Genomic DNA, 12,585 nt, shown 5'->3' on the forward strand with positions numbered 1-12,585 from the left:
TAGTAAAGGTATAAAAAAAAAGTAATCGGTATTACTTTTTTTCTTTTTTTATCAATGAGTTAGAAACTAATCCGCCCAGAATAGCTCCATAAATTGTAGCATTTATAGGTCTTGAAGTAATCATACAAGTTCCTGTGATGCAACCTACATAGCGGTAATACAAATATCCGGCTACTGCACCTATTAATATCCCTATGCGTGTGATTATGATGGATTTTTTGTTCATTTTATACTTTTTTCTTTGACAACATTAACGATAGTGTTTTTATCAACTACACCTGATTGTCTCCATAATTGTTTTCCTTTTTGAAACAAAATCATGGTTGGAACGCCACGCACTTGGTATTGCGCTGCTATTTGTTGATTTTTATCTACATCAATTTTTATTATCGAAATTTGTTCGCCTAATTGATCTTTTACTTCTTTTAAAATAGGACTTAGCATTTTGCATGGTCCGCACCAAGTTGCAAAGAAATCGACTAAAATAGGTTTTTCAGATTGTATGAGTTGATCAAATCTAGTGTTCATGTTTAGAATTTTTATTTGTTGGAATTGTGCATCCGTTTAAACTACATCCGGTATTAAAAATGGCTTGAAAAAGAAAAAACGCAGCCATTACTCCAAATAGGATTTCGCGATACTGAAAAGCCTGTTGCAGGGAAAATAACCCAAATGCTAATCGAATCCAACGCATGATGTGCCAGTTTGTAAATAATAATTGTTTCATGGTGCTACCGGAGTGATTTTATATTTTTCATCGTATGAAACTATTTGCTGAAGCAACTCTAGCGGGATGGTCTTTTTACTTACTATCAGTATTTCGCTAAAGTTAGTATTCATGCTTACATTTAGAACATTGTCTAAAGCAGCAAATTTTGAAGAAACGGTTTCCATACAACCACTACAAGTGATTCCTTCAAAATGGTAAAGTTGAACGGCAACTGCATTGTTCTTTCTCAGTTCAAAAAACAATTCAGTGTTTTTTCTTGGTTCTACTGAATCTTGGGCTGTTTCCATTTTTTCAATATAAAAAGCTTCTTTGAAAAGCATTTTATACTCCTTTTTATTGCCACCAAAAGGGGGGCTTACTTCAAAATCACGATTAAAAAGCAAACCGCTTAATGTGCCGTTTGGGGCTAAAAGCTGATGCATTTTCCAAGCGTATTTTTGACGCATAAAAGGTGGAAGTGCACATAAAAAGGTTTGTTCGATAATCAAATCATATTGACCCTGATGTTCAAAAAAATCACTTAATAGAATTTTGATATTAGGATTATCTGTAAATTTTGATTGCAATAAAGAGACCAAAGTAGGTGCAATATCAATTACAGTAATGTTGGTAAATCCTTTGTCTAAAAGATATTCTGCTTCATAAGTGTTTCCGCAACCTGGAATTAATACCCGAAAATCCTTGTTTGTTAAAGTTTCGATATAACTACTGATGGGAGGAGCAATTTGCCCTAGATCCCATCCAGTAGTTTCAGATTTATATTGTGCATCCCAATAATTTTGATCCAAAGGACTCTCGCAGGCTATGGTACAGCATTGTTCTTTATTTGCAATCATTTTAATGACTTATTTTCTTTTTGTTTGTGTTAATTCCCCAAGGTGTATACATTGGACAAAAATTAATAGAAACAGTAATTAAGAGGATTGCTGCCATTGCTAAGAAGAAGATACCTAAATTTCCTGTAATAACATTTGTAAAATATAATGTTGCAAATGTAATAGCGACAATTACACGGATTGTCTTGTCTGTTTTTCCCATATTATGTTTCATGATTTTTACAATTTTAAAGTTACTAAAACAGTTGATAATTAGATATAAATTTACGGATAAATCTGTTTAAAATCAAGTGTTTAGGGTTTTGCTTTGGCATACAAAATTAGTTTTTGGAACTGCTGTTTTTGCAATGGCATTAAATCCTCCTTCTATTTCGCTGAAATTTCTAAAACCTCTGGCTTGTAATATTGAAGCAGCAATCATGCTTCGGTAACCACCGGCACAGTGCAGATAAAAAGGTTCTTGCGGATTAATGTCTTTTATCCAATCATTGATATAAGCTAATGGTTTTGAATATGCCTCTTCTATATGTTCAGCAGCATATTCACTTTCTTTACGAACATCAATGATTTTACTTTCGCCAATTTTTACTTCTTTAGCAAAATCATCAGTTGTAATTCTATGAATAGTATCAATTTCTTTTCCTGCTTTTTTCCAAGCTTCAAAGCCTCCTTCTAAATGTCCAAGGATGTTATCAAAACCTACACGACTCAATCGAGTTACTGATTCTTCTTCTTGGTCGATTTCGGTTACTAAAATAATAGGCTGTTTTACATCAGCAATTAAAGCTCCAACCCATGGAGCAAAGTCACCTTCGATTCCAATATTAATAGATTGCGGAATAAAACCTTTAGCGAAATCTGAGTTTTTTCGGGTATCTAAAATTAAGGCTCCACTTTCATCAGCAACAGCTTCAAATTCTTCAGCTGAAATAGCAAGCATTCCATGGTTTAAAACGCTTTCAAAGCTTTCATAACCTTGTTTGTTCATAGCAACGTTCATTCCAAAATAAGCCGGAGGAGGTAATAAACCATCCGTTACTTCCTTAATGAATTCAGCTTCAGTCATATTGGCTCTTAACGCATAATTTGTTGCTTTTTGATTTCCAATAGTAGAAACGGTTTCTTTACTCATGTTTTTACCGCAGGCACTACCGGCTCCGTGCGCTGGATATACAATTACGTCATCTGGCAAAGTCATAATTTTATCTCTTAGCGAATGGAATAAGGTTGCTGCCAGCTGTTCTTGTGTCATATGAGCTGCTTTTTGAGCCAAATCTGGTCGTCCAACATCGCCAATAAACAAAGTGTCTCCTGAGAAAATAGCGTGTTCCTTGCCATTTTTATCAATTAGTAAATAAGTAGTACTTTCCATGGTGTGTCCAGGAGTGTGTAAAGCTTTTATTGTTACATTTCCAATTTTGAATTCCTGACCGTCAGTGGCAATTATGGCTTCAAATTCAGGTTTAGCCGTCGGTCCGTAAACAATTGGTGCTCCTGTTTCTTTACTTAAATCTATGTGTCCCGAAACGAAATCGGCATGGAAATGTGTTTCAAAAATGTATTTTAGTTTTACATTGTCACGCTCTAAACGCACAAGGTAAGGCTGAACTTCACGCAATGGGTCGATAATAGCTGCTTCTCCATTAGAAGTAATATAATAAGCTCCCTGAGCTAGACATCCAGTATATATTTGTTCTATTTTCATAATCACTTTTTTTAATTTAATATAGCAAAGATAAAGCTTACATCAGGGGTATATAGTGACTAAAGTTACATAAAGAATTCTAATTGTGTTTTTTGTTTAAAATAGTAAAAAAGCGAATTAAAACAGTACTTTTTATAAGGCTTTTCGAAGCATTTGAGTTAAATTTGTGCTATCAAAAAAACTCCTTTCTATGGAAGAAATGCTCTTTTATGACCGAATGCAATTTGCATTTACTATCACCTTTCATTATTTATTTCCGCAATTGACAATGGGACTTTCGTTAATAGTTGTTTATTTCAAATGGAAATTTCTAAAAACCAACGACCCGCATTATAACAAAGCCACTCATTTTTGGATGCGAATATTTGCGCTCAATTTTGCAATGGGTGTGGTAACCGGAATTCCGATGGAATTTCAATTTGGAACCAATTGGGCTAAATTTTCGGAACTTACTGGAGGAATTATCGGGCAAACTTTAGCTATGGAAGGAATGTTTTCGTTTTTTCTTGAATCCTCTTTTTTAGGAATGTTTATTTTTGGAGAAAAAATTCTTGGTCATCGATGGCATTTTGTAACCGGATTATTGATTTGTTTAGGATCTTGGGCCAGTGGATTTTTAATCATTGCAACACATTCCTGGATGCAGCATCCTGTGGGCTATGAAGTATTGGAAAACGGAAAGTTTGTACTGACTAATTTCTCGGCTTTGTTTACTAATGTTTGGTTGTGGCCTTCTTATTTGCATAATCAGGCTGCTTCTATGGTGACTAGTTCTTTTGTGGTTGCAGGAATTGGTGCTTTTTATATTTTGCTAAATAAAAATGTGTCTTACGGAAAATTGTTTTTGAAAACAGGGGTTGTTTTTGGATTGATTTCGAGTATTATTGTGGCGATGCCAACAGGTGATTTATTGGCTAAAAATGTAGTAAAACATCAACCTGTGACGTTTGCAGCAATGGAAGGGATTTTTCATACGGAGAAAAAAGGTGCTGAAATTGTTCTTATTGGGCAACCTGATGTAAAAGACAAGAAGTTAGATAATAAGATTGCAGTACCTAATGTTTTGAGCTTTTTAACCTATGGCAATTGGGATACTGAAGTAAAAGGATTAGACCAATATCCTGAAGATGTACATCCAACCAATATTTCTGGATTGTATTATGCCTATCACATTATGGTAGGTTTAGGAACCTTATTTATAGGAGTAATGGTGCTGGCAGCTTTTCAGCTCACTCGAAATAAATTGTTTGGAACCAAATGGCTTTTGTGGGCATTTATGTTCCTGATGCCATTTCCTTATATCGCAAACATTACAGGATGGTATACTTCGGAATTAGGAAGACAACCTTGGTTAGTATATGATTTATTGCGAACAGCTGATGGTGCTTCGCCAACAGTTTCCTCAGGGAATACTTTATTTACCCTAATGGGATTTGTAGGTTTGTATGCTTTGTTAGGAATGTTGTTTGCCATTTTAGTTGGAAAAATTATTTATCACGGTCCAGAACCAGTAAAAAAATAAAGTATGGAATTCTTTTGGTATATAGTATTAATAGGCATTTTAGCCACTTATCTGGTTTTAGATGGTTACGATTTTGGAGCAGGAATCATTCATTTGTTTTTTGCCAAAACAGAAAAAGACAAGAAAGCAATCACCAATGCTATTGGTCCTTTTTGGGATGCTAATGAAGTATGGCTTATTGCTGCGGGAGGTGTTTTGTTCTATGCATTTCCTACCTTGTATGCCGCTTCTTTCAGTGGTTTTTATTTGCCTTTAATGATGATTTTGTGGTTGCTTATTTTTAGAGCGGTAGGATTAGAATTGCGTGGACAAATTCACAATAGGATGTGGGAAGCCGTTTGGGACAAAGCTTTTGGAATAGCGAGTTTATTGTTGGCTTTGTTTTTCGGAATGGCTTTAGGAAATGTTGTTCGAGGTGTCAATCTAGGTATGGTCGTTAATGGTGTTGCTACTCAAGAACCTCATTTTTTCTTCTTACCATTGTGGAATCCTACTTTGAGTCCAGTAGCTAGCGAACTCGGAATTATCGATTGGTTTACGCTTTTTCTGGGAGTGGTAAGTGTGGTTGCTTTGATGATTCACGGAGCTAATTGGATTATTTACAAAACTAATTCATCGTTGAATGCCCAATTAAAAGAAATGGTTTATAAAATGAATTTTGTGTTGTTAGCATTGGTCATTGTCTCGTTATCGGTTTGGCATATTATCGAGAAAAAACCATTTCATAACTTTATTGATAATCCAATACTTTTTGTATTTCCATTGATAACTTTTATTGGTTTGTTTGGTCTTTTCAAAGTCAGAACTTTTAAGAAAGACGGTACAGGATTTCTGTTTTCTAGTCTTTTTCTTGTAGGTGGATTTACTTCAACAACTGCTTCTATTTTTCCTGAAGTTTTGCCATCAACCAATGCTGTTAATCCTTCTTTGACTATTTATAATGTGGCCAATGGTGAATATGCTTTGTCTGTTGGTGTCTATTGGTTTGCTATTGCTTTGGTTTTGGTAATTGGGTATTTTATTATTCAATACAAAGTGTTTAATGGAAAAATGGATGATGTGGGTTATGGTGAGCATTGATTTGTGTATAAAAAATAAAAAGAGCCAATTTCGATAAATTTGAAATTGGCTCTTTTTGTAAAAATAGGGTTTGAATATTAAGAAATTTATTAATTAGTTGGAGTTACTACATCATAACTTCTTTGATGATAATATAAATTCCCATTACCAATACAAACCATCCAAAAATAGGTTTTAGTTTGTTTCCATCAATTTTTTTAGAAAGGAAGACTCCAATAAACATTCCGATAAATGCCATGGTAGATATTAAAAGTAAAAACTCATAATCGATAGGGGTATTGAGGTATAAATCGCCAGCAAAACCTATTGTGGAGTTGATGAAAATAATCAATAATGAAGTCCCTACTGCTTGTTTCATAGGTAAATTAGCAAAGAATAATAAGGCAGGAATAATTAAAAAGCCTCCTCCAGCGCCTAAAAATCCGGTTACAATTCCAACCAGAAACCCAATAAAAGCGAGTCTTGGGTAATTGGTTTTATGAACTGTTATTTCAGTTTTATTCTTTTTTATCATCGAAATCGAAGCACTAATCATCAGAATGGCAAAAACAATCATGATTAATAAATCTTTGGAAACGGCATAAGAAGCAATAGTAAAAAGAGTAGAGGCAATTTTTGGAAAAATTACTTCTCTAATAATTAATATGGCAAAAATAGATGGTATAGCAAAGTACAATGCGGTTTTTAATTTTAAATTACCCAATTTGTAATGACTGTAGCCACCATATAAAGCCGTTATTCCAACAATAAAAAGGGAATAACTAGTTGCTAATTCTGGATCGACTTTGAATAAATATACTAAAATGGGGATGGTAAGTATAGAGCCACCACCGCCAATTAATCCTAAAGAGAGTCCAATGATGATTGAAGCTAAAAATCCGATATATTCCATGTTGTAATTTTTTACAAAGGTTGGAAGTATTTCGACTAGCCACAGTAACATTTGTCACACGGACAGTTTTTTTATAGTATTAATTCAATTTGGTTTCGGTGTAAGTTTACTAATCCACGTTGTTCCATCTTTTTTAATAAACGAGAAACTACTTCTCTAGAGGTATTTAATTCGGTTGCGATTTCTTGATGAGATAAGTTTATTTCTTTACAACCACAGGCTTTAGCGTGACGTTTTAAATAAAACTCTAAACGTTCGTCCATAGCTCTGAAAGCAATATTATCTACTACTTCCAACACTTCTTCAAAACGGGTGCGATAGGTATAAATAACAAATTCGTACCATGAGCGGTGGTTCATCATCCATTTATCCATTAAAGCCAATGGGATAGTTACCGCCTCGACTTCTTCAACAACTTTAGCAGTAATTTGGCTGGTTTGGTTTTTTGTAGAACAAATTAACGAAATAGCACAGGCTTGTCCAGGTTCTAGATAATAGAGCAAAAATTCTTCACCATCATCACCTTCACGGTAAATTTTCAATTGGCCTTTCAGAATCAAAATGGTGTTTTTAATATATTGACCAGTTCGCATAATTACCTCACCGGTTTTGAAAGTTTGAAAACTGGAGTTGGTTTCAATTTCCTGAAGGAGCTCATTGGAGAAGTTAGGAAAGGCTTTTTTTAATGTGATGAGATCTTCTGACATAGTTGTTTGTTCTTAAAGTCTATATCTTATTAATATATCGATTTTTTGGGTAAAATTATAAGACTTTTGTAAAAGTAATTAAAAAAGACAATAGTTATTGGTGATTTTGATAAGGATTTAAGAAGTAATTTTGAGAAGTTAAATTACAGATATTTTATTTATGATGATAATATTGAAGTAATTTTTAATAAAATTGTAGAGGAATTTAAGTTTTGCTGATTATTGTATTCTCACTAAAACGTTTTCTTTAAAATATTTGCTAATTCAAATTTGAAGGGCTGATTTTTTATAAAAACATCGTAATTTTACAAAAAACACAATAGTATTATGAATTTAACACAAGAAGATTGGATTGCTCAACTCGAAGAAGATGACAATGCAGTAATTTTAGACGTAAGAACAGAAGACGAATGTGACGAAGGGATTATTCCTAATGCCATAAATATTGATATTCATCAAGGTCAAGGTTTTATTGCTGAAATAGAAAAATTAGATAAAAGTAAAAATTACTATGTCTATTGTCGTTCAGGTGCTAGAAGCGCAAAGGCTTGCGAGATTATGAATGAATTAGGATTTGATAATGCCTATAACTTATTGGGAGGTATGTTAGATTGGGATGGAGAAGTAGTTGCTCCCTAATCGCTAATTACATCATTAACACTAACTAAAATATTACAATTAGATGAATTCAATTCCAGAAGAATTTAAGATTAAAACATTATTACACCAAGATACTTATTTAGTTGACGGAGAATTAAAAAAATGGACAGGAAAAACTACTGAAGTTTTTTCTACTATTTCTTCTACCGAAGAATATGCTCCTACTTTGTTAGGAAGTATTCCTTTTATGGGAGAAGCCGAAGCTAAAGAAGTGGTGGATTCAGCAAGTAATGCTTTTAATAACGGTCAAGGTTTATGGCCAACCATGAAAGTTGCAGACCGTATTAAGTGTATGGAAAATTTCGTTTCACAAATGAAAACAACACGTCAAGAAGTTGTGAAATTATTGATGTGGGAAATTGGAAAATCATTAGGTGATTCAGAAAAAGAATTCGACAGAACGGTAGATTATATTTATGACACTATTGAACATTACAAAGAATTAGACAGAAGTAATGCTCATTTTACCAAAAGTCAAGGCGTAAATGCAATGATTAGAAGAGGACCTATAGGAGTCGTATTGTGTTTAGGACCATATAATTATCCTTTAAATGAAACCTTTTCATTGTTGATTCCAGCATTAATTATGGGGAATCCTGTGATATTTAAACCTGCTAAAAATGGAGTATTATTAATTTCTCCATTATTAGAAGCTTTTAGGGATAGTTTTCCTAAAGGTGCTATTAATATCGTTTACGGTAGAGGTAGAGAAATTGCTTCTCCAATTATGAAATCGGGAAAAATTGATATCTTGGCTTTAATTGGAAATAGTAAATCAGCAATTGCTTTGCAGGACCAACATCCTAATAAAAACAGATTGCGTTTAGTATTAGGATTAGAAGCTAAAAATCCAGCTATTATTTTACCGGATGCCGATTTAGATTTGGCTATCTCTGAATGTATTACAGGAACTTTATCTTTCAATGGGCAACGTTGTACGGCTTTAAAAGTTTTGTATGTTCATGAATCTATTGCTGAAGAATTTAATAAAAGATTCTCTCAAAAGGTAGATGAGTTAATTTTTGGTAACCCTTGGGACAAGTCAGTTTCATTGACGCCACTTCCAGAAGTAGAAAAACCAGCTTACATTCAAGGTTTAATTGAAGATGCTACATCCAAAGGAGCTTCAATCATTAATACTAAAGGAGGACAAATTTCTGAAAATTATATTTTTCCAGCAGTTTTATTCCCTGTAAACAAAGAAATGCGTGTGTATCATGAAGAGCAATTTGGACCAGTAGTGCCAATTATGACTTTCAAAGACATTCAGGAGCCTTTAAATGATATGGCTGAATCTAACTATGGACAACAAGTAAGTTTATTTGGAAAAAATATTAAAACTATTGCGCCGCTTATTGATGCTTTAGTAAATTTAGTATGTAGAGTAAACTTGAATAGTTCTTGTCAACGAGGACCAGACGTGTATCCATTTACAGGTCGTAAAGACTCAGCAGTAGGAACTTTAAGTGTATTTGACGCCTTACGTTCATTCTCTATTAGAACTTTTGTAGCTTCTAAAGACAATGCTTACAATAACGAAATATTACAAGAATTATTGAATAGTAAAGAATCAAACTTTATTAATACCGATTATATCTTGTAGTACTTAACTAAAAACAAAAACTAAAAACGAAAAAACCGTTCTGATTTACTCGGAACGGTTTTTTTTATTTGTTTTTTGTATCTAAAATTAAAGATTCAAAGCGAAGTTATTCAGTAATTTGGCATCGTATTTTTCTTTGTCAAACTTGTACAAGAAAGAACCTTTTCTAGAAGATAACATGTCTTTTTCGTTCAGTTTAACTAAAATATCTAAAGAATTGATTTTACTAATAAAATTCCTTTTATCTAATTCTTTGTCTAAAATAGCTTCGTACAATTCAAGCAATTGACGCATGGTGAATTTTTCTGGTAAAAGTTCAAATCCCACAGGTTTTGTTGAGGTTCTATAACGCAATCTTCTTATAGCATGGGTTACCATTTCGTTATGGTCAAAAATTAATTTGGGCATGTTTGAGATGTTAAACCATTCTGCATGATAGTTTCTAATTAGTTCGGTATTGTGGTTTTCAATGTTGATGAGTGCATAATAAGCTACCGAAATCGTTCGTTCTTCGGGATCTCTATCTACTTCACTATAAGCATAAAATTGCTCCATATAGATGTTTTGCAATCCTGTATAATGATTTAAAACCCTTATAGCAGCATCATTTAAAGACTCACTTTTCTTTAAAAATCCCCCCATTAAAGACCATTTGCCTTTTTCTGGAGCAAAATCTCTTTTAATTAATAGTATTTTTAAGCCTTCACTGTCAAAACCAAAAATGATACAATCGACAGATAATAAGACTTTGTCTTCAGTGCTATAATTATTTAACATTCTTAATTGTTTATTTTGGTGTAAATATAGTTACTTCCTTAAAAGTATCATAATTTATTAGTGTAGAGTGTACACTAAGTGATTTTTTTAGACAATAACTCAAATTTAGTTTCAAGTAATTGAAATTGTTTAGTAATCCAAAAAAATTAAGGTAAGAGTACTTTAGTTTTAATGATTGGTCAAGTTAGTTTTCCATACATTAAAAATAAATAGATATTGGATTTTTCTCCTAGAGAATTTCGTAAAATAGAAAAAGCTTTTGTAATATGGGCTTCTACTGATTTAATAGAAAGATTTTTATACTCAGCAATTTCAATATTGGTCAAACCTTCTTCTTTACTTAAAAGAAAAATTTCCTTGCATTTAGGTGGAAGATTTTGAATTTCTTTTTTTACCAATGAGATTATGCGTTCCAGAGAATGATCCTCTTCATTTTCTACAATTTCATTCAATGCATCAATGTATTTTTTCTCTAACGGATAAACGGATTTTTGGCTTCTATATTGATCAATAAATTCATTATAAACTGATTTGTAAAGAAAACTTGTAATAGCAAAATCGTCTTTTAAGTTTTCTCTTTTTTTCCAGATACGCATAAAAACATTCTGCACAATATCTTCAGATAAATTATGATCATGAGTAAAACTATAAGCATAAACGCACAGTTTATGATGGTAGGTGTTTACCAGAAAAGTATAAGCTTTAGGATTTCCCGATTTTAAAGCCTGAATAAGTTGAGTATTGTCAGAATATATCTCTTGCATTGTGTGAAACAGAAATAATTAGCTTAATTTTTATGCAATGTATAAAAAATATATAAAAAAAAGTTAGGGTAGTGTAAAAACTACACGTATTAATAAAAAAAACAGTATTGAAATGATAAGTGCTAAAACTGAAAATATAATTATAAAATTTTTAACCAATCAGGCAACAGCTTCTGAATTAGAAGCATTAGAGTTATGGGTTGAAGATGCAAAGAATAAAGAGTTGTTTAAGGAGTATGTTAAAATAAATTATGCAGTTGAATACAATATGAAGGAATTTGATTCGCAAAAATTAAAGATGATGCTTCTGGACGCTTTTGCAGGAGAAAAGAAGGAAAAGAAGCGTAATAAGGTGCGTAAAATAATGTACTACTCAGCAGCGGCCGCTGTTGTTTTGGGAATGTTAACTACTACTTATTTATATACTATCCATTTTTTTGACAATCCAGCTGAAGTTCCTGTGGTTGTAAACAATACCATTTCTATTGGAACAGAAAAAGCAATTTTGACCCTAGAGGATGGATCAGATGTTACCCTAGAGAAAAATAAAATATACAAGAAAAATAATGTTGTTAGTAATGGTAAAGAATTGGTTTATAATAATGGAAACAAAACCAAATCAGGATTAGTATACAATTATTTGACAATACCTAGAGGAGGCCAGTTCCAAATAAAGTTAGCTGATGGAACAGAAGTTTGGTTGAATTCAGAAACTAAGCTAAAATTTCCAGTTGCTTTTGCAGAAGGTGCACCTCGAGAAGTGGAACTAATTTATGGAGAAGCTTTTTTTGATGTGTCACCTAGTACTGAACATAAAGGAGCAAAATTTAAAGTATTAAATAAAGATCAAGAAGTAGAGGTTTTAGGTACAGAGTTTAATATAAAAGCCTATAAAGATGAAGATAATATATACACCACTTTAGTTGAGGGCAAGGTAAGCATAAGTAATTTTAATTCTAAAAAATACTTGAGTCCTAACCAACAAGCAATTATAAATCATACTAATACAGATATTACAATTAATACTATTGACGCTTATAATGAAGTGCTATGGACCAAAGGTATCTTTAGTTTTAAAGGAAAAACTTTAAAAGAAATTATGACCGTAATGTCACGTTGGTATGATGTTGATGTAACATTTAAAAATGTAAAACTTGAAAAAGAAAAATTTAATGGAGTACTAAGTAAAAATGATGAAATAAGAGAAATATTATCAATAATTAAGAAAACTAATTTTATAAATGACTATGAGATAAAAGACCGAAAAATTACAATAAAATAAAAAAAAGGGGAAGAAAGTAATACCTGG

The 12,585-nt window shown here is 32.4% G+C and carries 15 protein-coding genes; 5 read left to right on the plus strand and 10 right to left on the minus strand.

Annotated features, from left to right (window positions below; translation table 11 throughout):
- Nucleotides 1–31: 31 nt before the first annotated feature.
- The 6 genes from AC4FRF_RS16035 to AC4FRF_RS16060 form a co-directional block, all read right to left on the minus strand.
- Entirely contained in the window at nucleotides 32–226 is a 195-nt protein-coding gene (locus AC4FRF_RS16035; RefSeq protein ID WP_491161036.1) for a DUF6132 family protein, read from the minus strand.
- Entirely contained in the window at nucleotides 223–528 is a 306-nt protein-coding gene (trxA, locus tag AC4FRF_RS16040; RefSeq protein WP_491161038.1) for a thioredoxin, read from the minus strand. Before trxA ends, AC4FRF_RS16035 begins: the two co-directional genes overlap by 4 nt.
- Nucleotides 518–727, minus strand: coding sequence for a hypothetical protein (locus AC4FRF_RS16045; RefSeq protein WP_491161040.1), 210 nt, complete (start codon nucleotides 725–727; stop codon nucleotides 518–520). Before AC4FRF_RS16045 ends, trxA begins: the two co-directional genes overlap by 11 nt.
- Nucleotides 724–1,566: a methyltransferase gene (locus AC4FRF_RS16050; RefSeq protein WP_491161042.1), complete on the minus strand. Its 843-nt coding sequence runs from the start codon at nucleotides 1,564–1,566 to the stop codon at nucleotides 724–726. Before AC4FRF_RS16050 ends, AC4FRF_RS16045 begins: the two co-directional genes overlap by 4 nt.
- A 1-nt stretch (nucleotide 1,567) precedes the next feature.
- The gene (locus tag AC4FRF_RS16055; RefSeq protein ID WP_491161044.1) at nucleotides 1,568–1,780 is read right to left on the minus strand and encodes a YgaP family membrane protein; all 213 of its coding nucleotides are present in this window, start codon (nucleotides 1,778–1,780) and stop codon (nucleotides 1,568–1,570) included.
- Between the two features lie 72 nt (nucleotides 1,781–1,852).
- On the minus strand, nucleotides 1,853–3,271 hold the full coding sequence (locus AC4FRF_RS16060) for an MBL fold metallo-hydrolase (protein WP_491161046.1): 1,419 nt from the start codon (nucleotides 3,269–3,271) through the stop codon (nucleotides 1,853–1,855).
- A gap of 190 nt (nucleotides 3,272–3,461) precedes the next feature.
- Here AC4FRF_RS16060 and AC4FRF_RS16065 point away from each other — a divergent pair, with 190 nt between their 5' ends.
- Nucleotides 3,462–4,793, plus strand: a complete 1,332-nt coding sequence (locus tag AC4FRF_RS16065; RefSeq protein WP_491161048.1) for a cytochrome ubiquinol oxidase subunit I — start codon at nucleotides 3,462–3,464, stop codon at nucleotides 4,791–4,793.
- A gap of 3 nt (nucleotides 4,794–4,796) precedes the next feature.
- Nucleotides 4,797–5,873 (plus strand): cytochrome d ubiquinol oxidase subunit II, encoded by a 1,077-nt coding sequence (gene cydB, locus AC4FRF_RS16070; RefSeq protein WP_491161050.1) that lies wholly within the window; start codon nucleotides 4,797–4,799, stop codon nucleotides 5,871–5,873.
- 106 nt (nucleotides 5,874–5,979) lie between these two features.
- On the opposite strand, the gene AC4FRF_RS16075 is transcribed toward cydB, so the two are convergent.
- On the minus strand, nucleotides 5,980–6,765 hold the full coding sequence (locus AC4FRF_RS16075) for a sulfite exporter TauE/SafE family protein (protein WP_491161051.1): 786 nt from the start codon (nucleotides 6,763–6,765) through the stop codon (nucleotides 5,980–5,982).
- Nucleotides 6,766–6,836: 71 nt separating this feature from the next.
- Nucleotides 6,837–7,472 (minus strand): Crp/Fnr family transcriptional regulator, encoded by a 636-nt coding sequence (locus tag AC4FRF_RS16080; RefSeq protein ID WP_491161053.1) that lies wholly within the window; start codon nucleotides 7,470–7,472, stop codon nucleotides 6,837–6,839.
- Between the two features lie 327 nt (nucleotides 7,473–7,799).
- Here AC4FRF_RS16080 and AC4FRF_RS16085 point away from each other — a divergent pair, with 327 nt between their 5' ends.
- Both AC4FRF_RS16085 and AC4FRF_RS16090 read left to right on the plus strand, forming a co-directional pair.
- Nucleotides 7,800–8,111: a rhodanese-like domain-containing protein gene (locus tag AC4FRF_RS16085; protein ID WP_491161055.1), complete on the plus strand. Its 312-nt coding sequence runs from the start codon at nucleotides 7,800–7,802 to the stop codon at nucleotides 8,109–8,111.
- Between the two features lie 43 nt (nucleotides 8,112–8,154).
- Nucleotides 8,155–9,735: an NADP-dependent glyceraldehyde-3-phosphate dehydrogenase gene (locus AC4FRF_RS16090; RefSeq protein ID WP_491161057.1), complete on the plus strand. Its 1,581-nt coding sequence runs from the start codon at nucleotides 8,155–8,157 to the stop codon at nucleotides 9,733–9,735.
- 87 nt (nucleotides 9,736–9,822) lie between these two features.
- Here the strand turns inward: AC4FRF_RS16090 and AC4FRF_RS16095 are convergent, their stop codons facing one another.
- Complete coding sequence (locus AC4FRF_RS16095) at nucleotides 9,823–10,512, minus strand: NUDIX hydrolase (RefSeq protein WP_491161059.1); 690 nt, start codon at nucleotides 10,510–10,512, stop codon at nucleotides 9,823–9,825.
- Between the two features lie 179 nt (nucleotides 10,513–10,691).
- Complete coding sequence (locus AC4FRF_RS16100; protein WP_491161061.1) at nucleotides 10,692–11,276, minus strand: RNA polymerase sigma factor; 585 nt, start codon at nucleotides 11,274–11,276, stop codon at nucleotides 10,692–10,694.
- 112 nt (nucleotides 11,277–11,388) lie between these two features.
- Here AC4FRF_RS16100 and AC4FRF_RS16105 point away from each other — a divergent pair, with 112 nt between their 5' ends.
- Complete coding sequence (locus AC4FRF_RS16105; RefSeq protein WP_491161063.1) at nucleotides 11,389–12,558, plus strand: FecR family protein; 1,170 nt, start codon at nucleotides 11,389–11,391, stop codon at nucleotides 12,556–12,558.
- The last annotated feature ends 27 nt before the right edge of the window (nucleotides 12,559–12,585 follow it).

It is taken from the genome of Flavobacterium sp. ST-158 (genome assembly GCF_058309975.1).

Coding starts and splice junctions, on each gene's coding strand:
- AC4FRF_RS16035 (WP_491161036.1), bottom strand. CDS start 226: ATGAACAAAAAATCCATCATAATCACACGCATAGGGATATTAATAGGT.
- trxA (WP_491161038.1), bottom strand. CDS start 528: ATGAACACTAGATTTGATCAACTCATACAATCTGAAAAACCTATTTTA.
- AC4FRF_RS16045 (WP_491161040.1), bottom strand. CDS start 727: ATGAAACAATTATTATTTACAAACTGGCACATCATGCGTTGGATTCGA.
- AC4FRF_RS16050 (WP_491161042.1), bottom strand. CDS start 1,566: ATGATTGCAAATAAAGAACAATGCTGTACCATAGCCTGCGAGAGTCCT.
- AC4FRF_RS16055 (WP_491161044.1), bottom strand. CDS start 1,780: ATGAAACATAATATGGGAAAAACAGACAAGACAATCCGTGTAATTGTC.
- AC4FRF_RS16060 (WP_491161046.1), bottom strand. CDS start 3,271: ATGAAAATAGAACAAATATATACTGGATGTCTAGCTCAGGGAGCTTAT.
- AC4FRF_RS16065 (WP_491161048.1), top strand. CDS start 3,462: ATGGAAGAAATGCTCTTTTATGACCGAATGCAATTTGCATTTACTATC.
- cydB (WP_491161050.1), top strand. CDS start 4,797: ATGGAATTCTTTTGGTATATAGTATTAATAGGCATTTTAGCCACTTAT.
- AC4FRF_RS16075 (WP_491161051.1), bottom strand. CDS start 6,765: ATGGAATATATCGGATTTTTAGCTTCAATCATCATTGGACTCTCTTTA.
- AC4FRF_RS16080 (WP_491161053.1), bottom strand. CDS start 7,472: ATGTCAGAAGATCTCATCACATTAAAAAAAGCCTTTCCTAACTTCTCC.
- AC4FRF_RS16085 (WP_491161055.1), top strand. CDS start 7,800: ATGAATTTAACACAAGAAGATTGGATTGCTCAACTCGAAGAAGATGAC.
- AC4FRF_RS16090 (WP_491161057.1), top strand. CDS start 8,155: ATGAATTCAATTCCAGAAGAATTTAAGATTAAAACATTATTACACCAA.
- AC4FRF_RS16095 (WP_491161059.1), bottom strand. CDS start 10,512: ATGTTAAATAATTATAGCACTGAAGACAAAGTCTTATTATCTGTCGAT.
- AC4FRF_RS16100 (WP_491161061.1), bottom strand. CDS start 11,276: ATGCAAGAGATATATTCTGACAATACTCAACTTATTCAGGCTTTAAAA.
- AC4FRF_RS16105 (WP_491161063.1), top strand. CDS start 11,389: ATGATAAGTGCTAAAACTGAAAATATAATTATAAAATTTTTAACCAAT.